Below are 16330 nucleotides of genomic sequence, written 5' to 3' on the forward strand. Positions count from 1 at the left end.
ATGGCTTGTCCTTAGGAGGAGTGTGCAGAATGATACAATTGTCATTGGATCAAGTTCGCCCTTGGTTTACAAAGGACCACGAAAATCGTTTACAATCATTGGCGCAGTTTGCTTATCGTCAATTGCTGGATGGCCAAGTGGATGCCTTCGGCAAAGGTTGGCTGTCCTGGCCTGTTGACGATCACGCTGAGCTTTACGCAGACATAGACAAAATCAGCGACCAATTGACCAAAGTATCAGATGTGACTGTGGTGATTGGTATCGGCGGCTCTTACCTTGGCGCGCGTTCTGTATTGTCTATGGTGTACCCGGAATTTGTGGATCAGGGCAAACACCAAGTCATTTTTGCGGGGCAGCAGCTGAGTGGTACATATCACGCACATTTACTGAAGTATTTGGACAACCATGAAGTTTCGTTGGTCGTCGTTTCGAAGTCAGGGACGACGCTGGAACCTTCGGCGATTTTCCACACGTTCCGCGCATATCTCGAACAACGGTATGGCAATGAAGCGGCAAGCCGCATCTGCGCCATCACAGATGCGCAAAAAGGGACATTGCGCCAATATGCACTGGAGAAGGGATACGCAACATTGCCCATTCCGGACGACATCGGTGGGCGATACTCTGTGTTGTCCGCAGTCGGATTGTTGCCGATGGCGTTGGCTGGGATTGATTATCGCCAAGTGATGGCTGGCGCAGCTGAAGTCAAACAGCGCTATGACAACCTGGATGTTGCGGACAACCCGAGTGTACAGTATGCTTTGGCGCGCCATGTCCTTTATCAACAGGGATTTGCGGCGGAAGCATTGGTGACATATGAGCCGCGTGTCGCAGATTTTGCGGGCTGGTGGCAACAGTTGTTCGGCGAGAGCCAGGGGAAAGACGGCATTGGTCTGTTCCCGACCATGTTGCAGTTCAGCACAGACCTGCACTCCATGGGCCAGTACGTCCAGGATGCGCGTAAAATGCTGGTGGAGACCGTGCTGGATGTCGAGATTGCGGATGCGCCAGAGTTGGTTGTTCCACAAGGCCTCGACGAGAAGAACGCATATCTTGAAGGGCGGACATACGATTCATTGCGCGAGGTCGCCATTGAGTCTGTCATCAAGGCGCACAGTGATGCAGGTGTGCCAAATATCCGCATCAACGCCAGCGGGGAAGCGGCAAGCCTGTATGGGGAATTGGTCTATTTCTTTGAAATCGCCTGTGCGTTTGGCGGTTACTTGCTGGGCACAAATCCGTTTGATCAACCTGGTGTAGAGGCATATAAGACGGAAATGAAGGTTCGTCTGCAAAAGTAAAAGGGTACCAAATGCATGTTCGCAAAGGGGATGTGCCCCTTTGCGAACTTTTGTGAAGATCACTTGGTTGGGAGAGGTAGGACAATGAGCGATGTGATTGCGCTTGGCATTGATATCGGCGGAACCAATGTCAAAGTGGCTTTGGTCAAGGCAGACGGCGATGTCATCGCCCAAGGTTCTGTGCCGACGGCGCCTGAACGTGGGCCAGAGATATTCGTGAAAGCGGTCGCGGATTATGCGCGACAATTGACGCGTGAAAATGAGATTGAGTGGGCGACCATTGTCGGCGCTGGCGTCGGGATGGCTGCTTTTCTTGATGTAGAGCGTGGTTGGGTAGAAGAGTCTGTCAATTTGCACTGGCGTGATGTGCCTATTGTCGAACTACTGGAAAAAGCGCTAGACAAGCCCGTGCGTATTGACAATGACGCCAATGTCGCCGCGTTGGGCGAAGCGTGGCTTGGTGCTGGCAGAAAGGCGAAAACGTCGTTGTGCATCACCTTGGGCACGGGCGTTGGCGGTGGGATCGTCATCGATGGGCACATTCATCGCGGCGCTTCGACGATGGCAGGGGAGATTGGCCACATTCATGTGAAAAACCAAGGCGCCCTTTGCAATTGTGGACATTATGGCTGCTTGGAGACATTGTCGTCCGCTACAGCGATTGTTCGCGCAGGGAAAGAAGCTGGACTTGTCGGGGCGGATGGGGATTTGACTGCAAAAGACATCTTTGCGCTCGCAGGGCAGGGCAACGATGTGGCCCAGGGTGTCATTGACGATATGATCTACTGGCTGGCTGTTGGCTTGGGCGTCGCGGCAAATTTGCTCAATCCCAATGTCATCGTGATTACTGGCGGTGTGGTGAATGCTGGCGAAGCGTTGCTCAAACCACTGCGTGAGGCGTTTGCAAAAGAAGCGTTGATTCGGGTGGCGCGCGTGTGTGAGATCGTGCCTGCGGAATTGGGCTCTGAGGCTGGGGTGCTTGGTGCGGCGCGCTTGGCTTTGCAGGCAGTTGCAAGCTGAACACCGATAAGAAAACTGGCGAGCTACTCTAGGGGACTTGTGAAAAAGTCTTCGGTCATACAATTCTGATGGATTTTCACATGTCCCCTAGCTCGCCAGCGGGGACTTTAATGAATAAACTGGCTCACGCGGTTGTACACATCTTCTGCGGACAATCCATCGGCCGAAATGACGGGAACATTGTTGAGTACGGTCTGGATACCCATTAGATTCTTGTCTGCGCCAGTGATGACAATGGCACATACCCCTTCTTGGGGTTGGTTATTTGTCGCCATATCAATGACTTGGCAACCCTGTTGTTCGAGGTATTGTTTGACTGGGGTCAGCCCTTGTTCTACTGCAACGGACTTCATCACCATCGCCTCCATCGTCGTCGGATTTGTCTTCCGACGATTATTGTTTGGTTTCATGGCGATGAATATGCAATTCTCATCGGTCGCGTCATCGCTTACAGTCATTTGTTTTCAAGGAGGAACGTGGGTTGCGTAGTTTTCATATGGTTTTTGGCATTCTGTTGATCGCGCTTGCAATTGTTGTGGTAATATGGGAGAGTTCCAGCAAAAAAGGGGTACCTCGCGCACTTCGCGGGGCGACCATCGGACTGCTTGATTTAGAGATTCTGATTGGCATTGTCACATGGATTGTGCGAACACCGCACTGGTCATTTGTTTGGCATCCAATATTTATGATTGTGGCAGTGCTGATTGCACATATCATGACAACCATGCGGCGACCGCGGAGCCAGCGTGTGATTGGTTGGATCATCGCGGATGTGATATTGATTCTAGGCGCAGTGCTGTTCTATCACTAGGAGGGATTTGCTCATGCAACACAAACATTGGGAGTTTGACTCCGTCTGCCCAAAATGTGGGAATACGAACCACGTTAAAGCTCCGATTGGTGAACACGTGGTACGGGTTCATTGCACACACTGTGCACATGGTTACGACTATACCCATGTGGTGCGTGAGCACGTAGAAGTGGAAGATGAGGATACCAATTGATGTCTGATTGGTTTGCCAAAAAGGCCACACAGGGATAAGGCGCACAGGGTTTCCCGAAGCGCCTTATCCCTTTTGTATTGTTAGAGGTTGCCTGTCTGTTTGCAGCGCACATAACAGCGCTTTGGGTGGGCATGATATTGTTCACGAAGGAGGTTTTTCACGTGAGCAAGAGCAGTCGAGAACATCATGAAACACTGTCATCGCTGGGGTTTTACTTCAACCCGGACGATTTGCCGATCATCAATGCCTATGTAGGGCACTGGCAAGTCACGGAGACAGAGCACCAGCCGGAAAATTATTGGGTCGTGACCACTGATGGTAAAGGGCATCCGGTGAAAGGCCATCTGTCACCGCAAGAGATGCTCGACTGGGCTGAAAATCAAGGTTGGATACCGGCCTATGTGGCGCCGTATGGGCGATATGTGGAAGGGGAACTCGATGCGGTTGAACTGCATGATTGGATTGCCCGGGGAAGGCATGACCGCAAGCATCAACGAGATGTGCATTAGAATTGGAAACGAGGTAGTGCTACTAGCAACACTCTCCAAGGACAAACTGGTTCTCACCTTGTAAAATGGAACCTTAGAAGCTTGTGCAGATGTCGCGAGCCATTAAGGAGCTTTTTACATGGTAGAGTTGTTGCAAGTACAAGTGAAGGATCCCGGCATTGCCTGCACGGATAGGGAGAGAAAATTGATTCAGTGTTTGGTGATGCGGGTATGTGTGCATCATTTATATCGCCGTTTTGCAAAAGCATTTCGCATTCGCACTGCGCGAGTGGATTCCATTCATTTATTGGTCAATCATCATGTTTACGTTGAGGGTGGCATTACACATGATGAGGCGATGAGCGTGATGGGGGATTTGGAGCAAGACATTCGCGAGACCTTGCAAATGTGCGAGGTTTCGGCGGAAGAGGTTTTATTGACTGCAAAAGCGTAATCCTCTATGGTGTACCGGCTTCTTCATGGACGTGTTAAAATGGACGTGGATAGTATTTCATGAGGAGCGCGGGTAGATGAAATTACATATTTCTATTTTCCAACTGCCAGATGGTATGCATGTGGCAACTTGTGCCGAAATTCCGATGTGTCAGGTGTTGCGTCAAAACAAAGGACATGCCATTCAAGACGTGAAGAAAATGGTACGCCAATTCTTGGAGGAACGGGCAGCACAGGGAAAACCTTTTGTACCTGAAATCGGCGCATTTGAAATTGACAACCCAACGGTGGGCGATGCCTGATGTGCTCGTATTCTGTCAAAGTCAGAAAGCAATAAACCATCATATATCATGGGTACGATAAAGTTGTTGTTTAACGTCACTTGACGTGGATAAAAATTCATGGTATATTGATTCTCGTTCGCTTGAGATGGCCAGGGTCATTAGCTCAATTGGCAGAGCATCCGACTCTTAATCGGCAGGTTGAAGGTTCGATTCCTTCATGACCCACCAAATAGCGCGGGGTGGAGCAGTTGGCAGCTCGTCGGGCTCATAACCCGAAGGTCGCAGGTTCAAGTCCTGCCCCCGCAACCAAATGGAGCTGTGGTGTAGAGGCCTAACATGCCTGCCTGTCACGCAGGAGACCGCGGGTTCGAATCCCGTCAGCTCCGCCAAAAAAGAAAAGCCGCCCCCTTGTGGGGTGGCTTTTCTGCTTTTAGTGGACCTGTGCTTGTCCTCGGGCTGACGACTTAGTGAGTGGCGCTCCTGTCACTGAGCAGTCGGACTTGTATCCGCTTTGCTTGTCCGGGCAATGGCGCGTTCAATCAGTCGGCCAAGTTCTGCTTTGTCGAGAAATGGTGCAATTCCGATTAATTGATGCGCGTCAGGTTCTTTCACCATCAACTGCGATATGATAGGGGACAGCGCTCGCTGGCTTACGAAGGGCGCAATGGCGCACGCATCCCGCCAACTCCATGTTTCGATCTCGATGTCTGTCACAAGATCATCCATCGTTTCGCGGTCGAGAAACGGAGCTAATGTGATGGAGATATGCCGTTCCGGCGCTTCTGCTTTGCGGGCATTTTGCACCAGTTTATTGAGTATATCTCGGCTGATAAACGGCGCAATCCCTGCGAGCGTGTGCCAATTCCAATTGGCCTCCTCCACCTGTTGAACGAGGTCATCAAGCGTTGAGCGTTCAAGAAAAGGCGCCAGCGAGATCACATGTCGCTGGGATGGCAGTGTTTGTTCGGCGAGATCGCCAATCCAATCTGCCAAGCTAGAAGCAGGCGCGAAGGGTGAGATTTGGCACACGTTGTCCCAAGACCAATCCGAGTGCTCCGTTTGCTGCAGGATGCGGTCGAGGATGTCGCTGTCCAGAAAAGGCGCCAGCGCGATGGCATCCTGAATCGTGAGGCGGGTTTCCAGCAAGTGAGGGGCCATTTCTCTCATCGTGCTGGCTTTTAAGATGGGTGCGACATCGGATAATTCTTCAATGGTCACTCGTTCCGACGCGAGCATCTCCCCGGCCTTTTGTGGATTCGCCTCTGCGAGCGCTTCCACGAAAGCATGCATTTGCGCGGATTCACGGTGCTTCTCTACATCTCCATGCAATAAATCATCCACGGTCACGTCGAGTTTATGCGCCAATAGCGGCAGTGTTCCAATGTCAGGCATCGACTCGCCGCGTTCCCACTTGGAGACAGCCTGATGGCTGACATTCAGCGCATCAGCGAGTTCAACTTGCGTCAGATCCTTTTCCTTGCGCAAATGGGCAATGAGACCGCCAATTTTTGCGGTGTTCAACATGTTCAATTCCTCCTTTTGGCATGTGCATCTCGCCTTGACTCTAGCACGCATGGAATGGACTGGGCTATCAACCAGTCGTTGCAATGTGTTTTGTATTGTAGATTGCCCCTTGTGCAACGGGCGGTTGCAAGTCATCAGGAACTGAGTGGAAATCGATGAGATATTCCTTGACAAAATCCTTGACAAATAGAGAATTTTCGCATGTCTTGGATGTTAGACTACATAAGTATAATATAGAAGAGGATGTACACGATTTCACTGAAAGGGGAGAACTCATGGCAAAGTCAGGACGTTTTAAACAGAAGCTGTCGCTGTTGGACCTCACGCTTTTAGGTGTAGGTTCAATCATCGGGTCTGGGTGGTTGTTTGGCGCATTACATGGCGCGAACATGGCAGGCAATCTAGCATGGATTGCATGGTTGTTCGGTGCCGTTGCGGTGATTCTCATCGGGCTTGTCTACGGTGAACTTGGTGCGGCGATGCCTCGGGCTGGAGGATTCGTGCGATATCCGCAGTATACGCATGGATCTTTGGTCGGGTGGCTCATTGGATTCGCCTCAATGATGGCCTACTCCAGTGTAGCAGGTGTGGAGACAGATGCGTTTCGCCAGTATGCATCTGGCTGGTGGGCAGGGCTAGGCACTGCCGATTCGCCGTCTTTTCTCGGCGTACTCTTGCAGATTGCGCTACTCGTCATCTTTTTCCTGATTAACTATTGGAGTGTTCAGTTCTTTGGCAAGGTAAACACAATTGTCACATTATTCAAGTTTATCGTCCCAATTCTGGTCATCATTCTTCTGCTTACACACATGCATGTGTCGAACTTCTCGAAGGGTGGCGCATCGCCCGGCGGCGCGCAAGGCATCATGGAGGCCGTCACGGGAGCGGGCATTGTCTTCTCCTTCCTCGGGTTCCGCCAAGCAGTTGACTTTGGCGCAGAAGCAAGACGGCCGCAGCGGGATATTCCACTGGCCATCATCTTTTCTGTGATCATTGGATTCGTCTTGTATGTGCTGTTGCAGTTCGCCTTCATCGGCGCTGTTCCCGTACAGGATCTCGCGAACGGGTGGTCGCATGTGACGTTTGATCAACCATATGTCGACATTGCCAAAGGAATCGGGATGTTGTGGCTGGTCAATCTGGTGTACGCGGATGCGGTCATTTCGCCAAGCGGCACGGGGAATGTCTACATGGCGGGGACCTCGCGCGTGTTGTTCGCTTGGGCGAAGAAAGGGATCTTCTACTCGGTGTTCGGCAAAGTCAACGCTCGGACTGGTATTCCGCGCGGCGCGCTCTGGCTGTCTCTTCTGTTGTCCATTGCGTGGATTATGCCGCTGAAGTTCCAATTGTGGAGCATTCTCATCAATGCGGTGACGTCAGCAACCGTCATGACGTACATGGTCGGCCCTGTTTCCCTCGGGTCGTTGCGCAAGTCAAATCCAGCCATGACGCGTCCGTTCAAACTCGGTGGTTGGCAGATCATCTCGCCAATTGCCTTCATCATGGCCACTTGGATCATCTATTGGTCCGGTTGGAGCACGGATGAGTTGTTGATTGGTCTGACACTTGGGTCGCTGGTGCTCTATTTCGCTTTTATGGATCGCGATGCAACATGGCATGCAAAACTGCGGCAGGAGTGGAAGTCAGGCGTCTGGCTGATTGTCTACTACATCTTTATCCTGGTGATGACGCGCATTGGTTCGTTCGGACCGGCGAATTCCAAGCCGCTGATTCCCTCTCCTTGGGACACGGTGATTGTCGCCGTTGGCGCAATTATCTTGTATTACTGGGGCGTGGCAAGCGCAATGGCGAAGCCTGTGTTTGACACTGATGATGAAGAAGATGCGGCGATTGGTGTAGTAGAAGGTTAAACAGGTCTTGAAAACACGAAAATGACGATGGGACAGCGTCAACCGGTTTTCCGACCGGGCGAATGTCCATTACGCCGGATCGCCCTCCTCCATATCCTATAGCGAAGAAACAAAAAGAGGAGGGTGCTTCATGTACGGTGTTTTTGGTGGCTACACACGTTGGGCAGTTGTCTTCTTGATCATCTTCGTGTTGTTCTTCCTGTTCGTACCGGCAGCGCCAGTTGCAGCCGCAGGTTGTTAACCACTACTGAAAGATAAAAAGGCAAAGTGGGTTTCGTATCAGGCGAAACCCACTTTGCCTTTTTTGCAGTTTTTGCCCTGTTCAATTTGGACCCACCAGTTTGCGCACGGCGTCCAAAGCGGTTGGATGGCCCATGACTTGAATCTTGTCAAACTGTTCAAGGCGCGTATGCCCGCGCGGGGCGATGCGCTCTTCACCGCGAAGGATGGAGATAAACAGCACGTCATTTGGCAAGGCCAGACTACGCATCCGCCGCGCGCTCACTTCTCGTTTCGTCACTTCAATTTGCGCGAATGACCAGCCTGGCGGCAGCGTGTTGCGATCAATCACGATGGCCGGCGCCTTCTGGTCCGCTTGAACTGGAACGGTATACCCTTTGATGAGCCGTGAAAAAATGCTTGGCGAAATGAAGCTGCTGATGACCGCCAACAGGATCAGACCGTTCGCCATGCCTTCTGACAGCGCATGTGACTGAATGCTGATTTGGGCGGCTGCAATGACCAAGCTCAACCGGGCACTGAGCAAGAATCCGCCTGCAGCTCGTTGTCGCATCGGGAATTTGCGATACAAAAGAAGGGACGGAACCAATTTATTCGCGTACATCGTCAACAGGAATACCGCTAAGCTGACGATGAATACCCAACCGGTGCCCAGGCGGCCAAAGTTAAACTTCATGCCGACATTGACGAAGAAGATCGGCAGCAGGAAACCATAGCCGATGGAATTGAGTTTGTGACTTAACACAGAGTGCCGATTGTCCAGCAGGGAAATGATAGCGCCCGCCAAAAATGCGCCGACAATCGTTTCGACGCCTAGTGAAGACGACAAAACCAAAAACACGAGAATCAAGGCAAACGTGGCTCGGATGCCCAACTCGCTGGTCGCGTTTTCGACGATGCGCAAAAAACGATAACGTCGCAACACTTTGAGTCCGCGATAGCAGAAGACAAAGCAGGCGACGAGCACCATCACCAGCAAAAAGCTAAACGCGTTGTTGGATGCGTGCACAGCAATATAGGTGCTGAACAACAGCAGTGTGAGCATGTCGGCGAACAGCGCGTAGACCAGCGTCTCCTGGCCAAAATCTGCGTTGAGCCACCCTTTTTCTTTCAATGCGGGCGTGACGATGCCGACAGATGTGGTGCTTAACATCAGTGTCATGACCACCACATTTTGAATCAGGTGCAAATAGAGCATCACGAGGCTGACGCCCAGTGAGATGGCGATGGTGATGAGGAAGAAGGTCAGTCCACGCAGCCAACCTGGCCAGGCGGATTTCATCGAACGCTCAAACAGCAAATCGAAGTCCAGTTCCAGTCCAGAGAGAAACATCAAGTACGAAAAGGCGAAATCAGCGAGAAATGCTACATTGGGCGTTGAAGAGACGAAGTGTAGGCCGTGTGGTCCAATGGCGAACCCAAGCACGATTTCGATCACGATGGCAGGCAGCAACCCGCGAAACACCCGCACGGACATCCAGGGGCTCAGAAGCGCAATCAGTGCGACCACCAGCAAAGGTACATAGGTTTGTGTCATATCCGCCCTCCACAAGTGATTAGACCGCCATGCGTGATGCATCTCGCACCAGCAGAATCATGAAAATGCCAGTCAATCGAAGCATCGCGGATGGCACGGTACCATGGTATCGATTGAATTTACAGGGTGGGTGGTTTTCCTGCAAGACAGAGACGCTCAACTCATGGTGGCTACAGAGGCGACAACACGAGTTGAGCGGTTTGGCAAATTGGCTTTACGCTTGTTGGAATTCCGGATCTGCAAATGGTTGTGCAACCCAACCGGATGGATCAATGAAGAGGCGGACTGCCACGACCTGGCGTTCCTCCGTCAGTGTAAAGAAGTGCGGATTTCCTTCTGGCACGGAGATGACGTCGCCTGGCTGCAGAATGACATCAAAGTAGCCGTCTTTACCCTTGATGACAAAAATACCGCTGCCGGCTGTAATGGCGCGCACCTCATCTTCTGTGTGCGTGTGTACCTGTTCAAACTTTTTCAGCAGTTCCTCGATATTCGGCGTTGCGTCAGAGAGGGCGATGACGTCCCATTTGACGTAACCGCGCGCTGCGCTCAAGCTTTCAATGTCTCCCTTGAGTGCAGCCAAAAGTTCATTCTTATCCGCGTCGGATAGATCAAATCGATTTTGCAGATGGGAAGGTATCTGTTGTACATCCCAATGGTCATAGTAAACATCGTTTTGGGTCAGATAAGCGCGAACCTGCGCATCGCCTTCAACAAGCGCCCCGGTATTGCGAATACGAATGGTTGCCATGCGGTAAACCTCCCTCGCAGAATCCTACTTAAATATAGGTAATTATCTTGTGGCAGTGTAACTTTGCTTTATCTTAAAATACGTCAGTTTCTTTGTCCACAATAAGCCAATTGCGCAGCCCATCGAAAAAATCAAAGTTATCCACTATTTTGTCAACTTATCCACAGTAGGCTGTGGATAAAGGTGTGTGTGACGTGTGTATAACCTGTGTATAAAATAATGCGCACGAAGCTGAGTTATGGCATCATTGACAGCATGTGGACAAACTGCGATGTGTATACGCTGTGTTTTGCAGTGGTGTGAAAGACGTTGCAGTCAGCAGATTTGGTGATATCCGGAATATGTAACCTGTTTAAGGGGGAAATTCATCGCATGACACAGCTGAAAAATGGCGTGGTGAAGGCGATTTATCGAGTGAGAGATCAAAAAGCAAAGCTGGAAAAAAGAGCTGAGGGCATCGCGGTCGGACTGACCATCGGCACGTGGACGGATTTACCGCAGACACGTCATCAACAGGTTTCTGCACATTGTGGACAAGTGGAAGGCATTGAGATCAAAACGGAATTGGGACAGGACGAAGTCATTGCCGAACTGACCATCGGCTATCCGGTTGCCAATTTTGACGATACGTTTGCATCGCTTTTGACGACGGTGTTCGGGAAGTTGTCGATGGACGGCGAAATTCGCCTGGTCGGACTGGAACTGCCCCCTGATCTGCTCGCGCGTTTCCCTGGGCCGAAATTTGGCGTCGCAGGGTGCCGCGAGCGCTATCAAGTACAGGCGCGGCCGCTGGTCATGAGCATTTTCAAAGCTTGCATCGGCTTGACGTTGCCCGAGTTGCAGGAGCAATTTGCGCAGCAGGCCGCCGGTGGCGTGGATTTGATCAAGGACGACGAGATCTTTTTCACCGAACAGTATGCGACGCCAGAAGAACGTGTGGATAAGTACCGGGAAGTGGCCAAACAGGTTGCTGCGAGCACTGGCCGGGAAACAGCTTACGCCGTCAACTTGACCGGACCTGTCCATCGTTTGAGCGAGCGAGCGCGCCGCTTGTCTGAACTCGGCGCTGGCGCATTGCTCTTCAATGTGGTCGCCTACGGCTTTGACGTACTGGCCGATCTCGCCGCGGATCCTGAAATTCAAGTGCCCATTTTGGCGCATCCAGCGGTGTCAGGGGCACTGTACGGCGGTGAAAGATACGGTATGGCCGCAGACATCGTCTTGGGGCAATTGGCGCATCACGCGGGGGCGGATATGGTCATTTTCCCATCGATGTACGGCTCTGTGACATTGGGCAAGGAGGCGACCGAGCAATTGCTTTTGCACCTGCGTGACGCCCGCGTGCACAAACCGTCGCTGCCAGCGCCCTCGGCGGGCATTTACCCAGGACTCGTGCCGCAGTTGTACCGCGATTTCGGCAACGATCTCATCATCAATGCAGGCGGTGGGATTCACGGTCATCCACAGGGCGCCAAGGCGGGGGGAGAAGCGTTCTGCGCCGCCGTTCAGGCTGTGATGGACGGCGTATCCTTGGCGGAAGCGACCAGTGCGTCGCCTGTTTTGGCCGCTGCGCTCGCGAAGTGGGGGCCAGCGGTATGACAGTGCGCATCATCTGTGATTTTGACGGAACGATTGCCGAACAGGATATGATCACGTCCATCATGCGCGCCTTTGTGCCAACGGAGAGCGCGCCGTTGATCGCCGCTGTCCAGGCAGGGGAGCTCTCCGTCCGCAAGGGCGTTGAGCAGATGTTTGCCTTGATTCCCGCAGAAAAATATCCACAGGTTGTCGCTTTTGCCCAAGCGCATACGGTGGTTCGCGCAGGATTTGAGGCGTTTATCCACAGGTGCAGTGAATTGGGGTGGCCGGTGACTGTGGTCAGCGGTGGTTTTGACTTTTTTGTCGAGCCAGTTATCCAACAGTTATCCACACCTGTGGATGTGTATTGCAATCAAATTGAACACAATGGTTCGCATCTCGCCGTTCGCTGGGCTGTGGATTGTGATGCGGCGTGTGAAGGTGGATGTGGGCTGTGCAAGCCGTCTGTCATGCGTCAGTTGCAAGCCGGGGGAACGAAGTTTGTGGTGATTGGCGATGGCGTGACCGATTTTAAAGCGGCGCAGGCGGCAGATTACGTGTTTGCGCGCGCCAGTCTTCTGGATTTGGTGCGCAGACGACAAATGCCGGCTAGTTCATTTGAGACATTTTACGATGTCATTCAGGTGATTGATGATGGGGGATCAGAACTGTATGCACACATTTCCTGAACAGGCGGAAGCAGTCATCGCCTTGGCGAAATTTTGCAGTGACAAGGGTTGGCTGCCTGCGACGAGCGGTAATTTATCTGTGAAGGCGCAAGCGGAACCGCTGCGGGTGGCCATCACCCGCAGTGGCGCTGACAAACAGCGACTTGTGCCTGCGGACATTTTGTTGATTGACGAAGACATGCAAGTGATGGGGGATACAGCTTACAAACCATCCGCAGAGACAAGTGTACATATCGAGCTGTATCGCAAATTTAACTGTGGCAGCATTGTCCATGTCCACACGGTGTTCAACAATCTGATGAGCGAATTGTACGCATCCGAGGGTCAAATCGAAATCAGCGGTCACGAGTTGCTCAAAGCGTTGGGCCATTGGGATGAACATGCGCGCATTGCAATACCGATTGTGCCCAATCATGCGGATTTGGATGAACTGGGTCGCGCTGTCGCCGATGCCGCGCAGGCGGAAGTGCCAGCGGTGCTCGTGCGGGCGCACGGCATCTATGCCTGGGGGGACACGCCAGATGCGGCTCGGCGCCACCTGGAAGCCGTCGAGTTTCTGTGCGAATATCTCTATCGTCTGCGCCTGATAGGCGGCATGTCTGACGTGCGCAAATAAATGAAACAACAGAGGTTGTAGGAAGAGGAGGGTGTATATGACAGGCAATGCTCGGCGTGGCGCAACGGTCTTGCGGATCCTTGCCGCACTCGTCATTGCAATCGTGATTTTACACATTGTGTTGGATCGTCTATTTGCCTACCGCCTGCATCAAGCTTTAGGCTATGGCGCAGTGTATGGCAAAATGATGGTCTTTGAGCTGTTGACGCGCTACATCGGCGCAGTGGTGATAGCGCTGTTGGCCTATGCTCAATTTCGTTTGTTTCGCTCACTCATGCCAAAATCAGTGGCGAAAGTGGCGGCGTTTGCCGCAAGTTTCCTCGGTTATATTGTGGGCTACGGCCTGTTTTCACTGGATCCGACGCCGTGGCTTGCCGCGTTTCACCACCAAGTTTTTCACCGGACGGATCCGCTTTTGCACGTAGATTTGTCGTTTTACGTATATGTCCTGCCAGTCATCAACGAGATGGTCGGGCGCATTTTGTTTCTTTATATCGTCTCCATCCTCCTGCACGCGCTCTATCTGGTTGTGTTGTGGGCTTTCCAAGGGCGGATCACCAAAGACACCGACCTGCCCAAACGGATTGGCCGCGTCGCCAAGCGGCTGATGTGGATGATGGGGCTTGTCTTTGTCGCCTTTGCCGCCATTGCTTTCATCGGCAGATACAACGCGATGCTATCCACAGGGAACAGTTCTTTTGTGTCCGGACCTGATTTCGTCATGGCCAAATTGGACATTGGCGTCTTCACGTGGGTGCATGTCGTCTTATTGTTATTGGTGGCATTTGCGTTCTTTTGGCTGGCCGTGCGGCCAAACCGGATGTACGAGGTGGTCGATGGCTTCGTGCGTTTCCAGAGTCGCTGGTTCATCAGGCCAATCCAAGCCTTTGGCACGTTCGTCGGGGCCTGGATTCTCACCGCCATCATCGGCGCGCTGACCAACAGCCTCTATGTGCATCCCAATCAGAATCGCGTGGAGTTGCCGTATATCAAAGACAGCATTGACAGTACACGTTGGGCCATCAATATTGAGCACGTCAAAACAAAGCCGTTCCAAGGGGCCGACACGCTGACGACCAGCGAATTGAACAAAGATGCGAATGCCGTGGCGAATGTGCGGGTCAATGACCAAGATCAAACGAAAGCGGTCTATAATCAACTGCAGAGTTTCAAGAGCTATTTTGATTTCCAGGACGTCAGTGTCGACCGGTATCAACAGCAGGAAGTCTATGTTTCCGCGCGGCAAATGAACCAGTCGCAATTGCCGGTGCCAACCTGGATCAACAAGACGCTCGTCTATACGCATGGCTATGGCGTGGCCATCAGCCCGGTCAACGATGTGACCCAAAACGGTCTGCCCAATTTGATTGCCAGCGACACGCCGCAAGTGACACAACCACCGGTGCCTGCGTTGAAACAGCCGCAGATCTACTTCGGCACGATGCAAGGAACAGTCATTGCCCCGTCCAAGGAGGCGGAGTTCGACTACCCTTCTGGTTCAAGCGACGCGACATCTCACTACCAAGGCGGCGATGGTTTGCCCGTCAAGGGCAATCGCCTGCTGTTGGCCCTGGAGACGGGATCGCTCAAATACTTTACAAGTGATCAACTCACAGACAAGTCAGAGTACCTGTTTGATAGGGACGTCTATCAGCGCATTCACGATATTGCCCCGTTTTTGCGGGTAGACCAGGACGCGTTTCCATTTGTCGATCCCGGTACGGGGCACGTGATGTGGATGGTGGACGCGTACACAGAAACGGCCAATATCCCTTATGCGGACACATACATGGGGACGCGCTACATTCGCAACAGCGTCAAAGTGGTGATGGATGCATACACAGGGGCTACGAAATTTTACGTTGTGGACAAGACGGATCCACTGTTGAAGACGTACATGTCCATCTATCCGTCGCTGTTTACCAGTCAAATTCCGCAGGATGTACGCGCGCACTTCCGTTATCCGAACGATTTGTTCAAGGCGCAATCACAGGCGCTGACACGCTACCATATGACAGATCCGAGCGCGTTTTACAACCAGGAGGATCTCTGGTCGCTTGCGCATCAGATCTATCAGCAAAACCAGACACAGACGCGCGCGCCGGTCTACCAGATGATCCGCATGCCAGGGGAGCAGAAACCTGCGTTCGTCTTAAGCGAGTTGTATACGCCAGTCAACAAGGACAATCTGAACGGCTGGCTGGTCGCAGACAATGGGCCGGCGCATTACGGGGAGTTGCGCTTGTACCAATTCCCGCAATCGTCATTGGTGTTCGGGCCGATGCAGGTGGAGAATCAGATAGACGCGAATCCGAACATTTCCCAGCAGTTGTCTCTGTGGAATCAACAGGGCAGCCATGTTGTCCGCGGCGATTTGCTGTTGGTGCCGATTGGCGACGCGCTGGTTTACGTCGAGCCGATTTATCTGGTTGCCAATCGCGAGAACTCGCTGCCGCAACTGCAAATGGTCATTGTGGACTTTCAACAGAAGGTGTACAGTGGCGATTCATTGGCAGATGCCTTGCAAAATGTGGTTAAGGGGTTGTCGGTGGACACCGGCGTGGGTCTGGGGAACAACAGTGTGACCAGTGACACAGGCAATGCGGGCACCACCAATGGCAACGGGACAACACCAAGCACGACCCCGTCTTCGACAGGCGGTGGCAATCAAACGCCTGCAGGCGGCGCGGCGACGAGCGGATCGCTCGCTCAATCCGCCCAGCAGTGGTTGCAAAAGTACAAGGAAGATACGGCCAAGGGGAATTTTTCACAAGCAGGGCAAGATCTCGCTCAACTTGGGGACGTTTTGAACAAATTGGCGGCAACCCAGGCCAAGGGCAATACCAGCAAGTCAGGAAAGTAAACTCGTAAGAGCACAGTGGCATATCATCGGCCAGCGTGGATCTAGACGGATCTGCACTGGCCGGAGTGCGTTTTCAGGATAGGTAGCAAGCGACGGTATACATTGAGGAGG

16 protein-coding genes and 3 tRNA genes are annotated in these 16330 nt (G+C 52.4%); 15 read left to right on the forward strand and 4 right to left on the reverse strand.

The window, feature by feature from the left end:
• Positions 1–29 precede the first annotated feature (29 nt).
• Positions 30–1301: a glucose-6-phosphate isomerase gene (locus ACFSB2_RS02305; RefSeq protein WP_377940980.1), complete on the forward strand. Its 1272-nt coding sequence runs from the start codon at positions 30–32 to the stop codon at positions 1299–1301.
• 84 nt (positions 1302–1385) lie between these two features.
• Positions 1386–2321 (forward strand): ROK family protein, encoded by a 936-nt coding sequence (locus ACFSB2_RS02310; RefSeq protein ID WP_377940982.1) that lies wholly within the window; start codon positions 1386–1388, stop codon positions 2319–2321.
• A 107-nt stretch (positions 2322–2428) separates the two neighbouring features.
• Here ACFSB2_RS02310 and ACFSB2_RS02315 read toward each other — a convergent pair whose 3' ends face one another.
• Positions 2429–2674 (reverse strand): YkuS family protein, encoded by a 246-nt coding sequence (locus ACFSB2_RS02315; RefSeq protein WP_377940984.1) that lies wholly within the window; start codon positions 2672–2674, stop codon positions 2429–2431.
• Between the two features lie 128 nt (positions 2675–2802).
• Here ACFSB2_RS02315 and ACFSB2_RS02320 point away from each other — a divergent pair, with 128 nt between their 5' ends.
• The 8 genes from ACFSB2_RS02320 to ACFSB2_RS02355 all read left to right on the forward strand — a co-directional run bounded on the left by ACFSB2_RS02320 (position 2803) and on the right by ACFSB2_RS02355 (position 4939).
• On the forward strand, positions 2803–3132 hold the full coding sequence (locus ACFSB2_RS02320) for a hypothetical protein (protein WP_377940985.1): 330 nt from the start codon (positions 2803–2805) through the stop codon (positions 3130–3132).
• Between the two features lie 13 nt (positions 3133–3145).
• Positions 3146–3325, forward strand: coding sequence for a hypothetical protein (locus ACFSB2_RS02325; RefSeq protein ID WP_377940986.1), 180 nt, complete (start codon positions 3146–3148; stop codon positions 3323–3325).
• Positions 3326–3486: 161 nt separating this feature from the next.
• Entirely contained in the window at positions 3487–3834 is a 348-nt protein-coding gene (locus ACFSB2_RS02330; protein WP_377940987.1) for a hypothetical protein, read from the forward strand.
• Between the two features lie 118 nt (positions 3835–3952).
• Positions 3953–4267, forward strand: coding sequence for a hypothetical protein (locus tag ACFSB2_RS02335; RefSeq protein ID WP_377940988.1), 315 nt, complete (start codon positions 3953–3955; stop codon positions 4265–4267).
• A gap of 76 nt (positions 4268–4343) precedes the next feature.
• Positions 4344–4568, forward strand: coding sequence for a hypothetical protein (locus ACFSB2_RS02340; protein ID WP_377940989.1), 225 nt, complete (start codon positions 4344–4346; stop codon positions 4566–4568).
• Between the two features lie 134 nt (positions 4569–4702).
• A tRNA-Lys gene (locus ACFSB2_RS02345) sits at positions 4703–4778 on the forward strand.
• A gap of 5 nt (positions 4779–4783) precedes the next feature.
• Positions 4784–4859: transfer RNA gene (locus ACFSB2_RS02350), tRNA-Met, on the forward strand.
• Between the two features lie 3 nt (positions 4860–4862).
• Positions 4863–4939 (forward strand) — tRNA-Asp (locus ACFSB2_RS02355).
• 94 nt (positions 4940–5033) lie between these two features.
• Here the strand turns inward: ACFSB2_RS02355 and ACFSB2_RS02360 are convergent.
• Entirely contained in the window at positions 5034–6074 is a 1041-nt protein-coding gene (locus ACFSB2_RS02360) for a helix-turn-helix domain-containing protein (protein ID WP_377940990.1), read from the reverse strand.
• Between the two features lie 275 nt (positions 6075–6349).
• On the opposite strand from ACFSB2_RS02360, the gene ACFSB2_RS02365 reads away from it, so the two are divergent.
• Positions 6350–7945, forward strand: a complete 1596-nt coding sequence (locus ACFSB2_RS02365) for an APC family permease (protein WP_377940991.1) — start codon at positions 6350–6352, stop codon at positions 7943–7945.
• A 322-nt stretch (positions 7946–8267) separates the two neighbouring features.
• On the opposite strand, the gene ACFSB2_RS02370 is transcribed toward ACFSB2_RS02365, so the two are convergent.
• Both ACFSB2_RS02370 and ACFSB2_RS02375 read right to left on the reverse strand, forming a co-directional pair.
• Entirely contained in the window at positions 8268–9722 is a 1455-nt protein-coding gene (locus tag ACFSB2_RS02370) for a cation:proton antiporter (RefSeq protein WP_377940992.1), read from the reverse strand.
• Between the two features lie 214 nt (positions 9723–9936).
• Positions 9937–10473: a 1,2-dihydroxy-3-keto-5-methylthiopentene dioxygenase gene (locus ACFSB2_RS02375; protein ID WP_377940993.1), complete on the reverse strand. Its 537-nt coding sequence runs from the start codon at positions 10471–10473 to the stop codon at positions 9937–9939.
• 372 nt (positions 10474–10845) lie between these two features.
• Here ACFSB2_RS02375 and ACFSB2_RS02380 point away from each other — a divergent pair, with 372 nt between their 5' ends.
• From ACFSB2_RS02380 to ACFSB2_RS02395, 4 genes are read left to right on the forward strand one after another with little or no spacing between them, the layout of a single operon-like run.
• Positions 10846–12072, forward strand: a complete 1227-nt coding sequence (locus ACFSB2_RS02380; protein WP_377940995.1) for a 2,3-diketo-5-methylthiopentyl-1-phosphate enolase — start codon at positions 10846–10848, stop codon at positions 12070–12072.
• Positions 12069–12740: an MtnX-like HAD-IB family phosphatase gene (locus ACFSB2_RS02385; RefSeq protein WP_377940996.1), complete on the forward strand. Its 672-nt coding sequence runs from the start codon at positions 12069–12071 to the stop codon at positions 12738–12740. Before ACFSB2_RS02380 ends, ACFSB2_RS02385 begins: the two co-directional genes overlap by 4 nt.
• Positions 12724–13356, forward strand: coding sequence for a methylthioribulose 1-phosphate dehydratase (gene mtnB, locus ACFSB2_RS02390; RefSeq protein WP_377940997.1), 633 nt, complete (start codon positions 12724–12726; stop codon positions 13354–13356). Before ACFSB2_RS02385 ends, mtnB begins: the two co-directional genes overlap by 17 nt.
• A 37-nt stretch (positions 13357–13393) precedes the next feature.
• Positions 13394–16219, forward strand: a complete 2826-nt coding sequence (locus ACFSB2_RS02395) for a UPF0182 family protein (protein WP_377940998.1) — start codon at positions 13394–13396, stop codon at positions 16217–16219.
• Positions 16220–16330 lie beyond the last annotated feature (111 nt).

Origin of the sequence: Alicyclobacillus fodiniaquatilis, from assembly GCF_042678105.1 — a bacterium.
Classification (GTDB): Bacteria; Bacillota; Bacilli; order Alicyclobacillales; family Alicyclobacillaceae; genus Alicyclobacillus; species Alicyclobacillus fodiniaquatilis.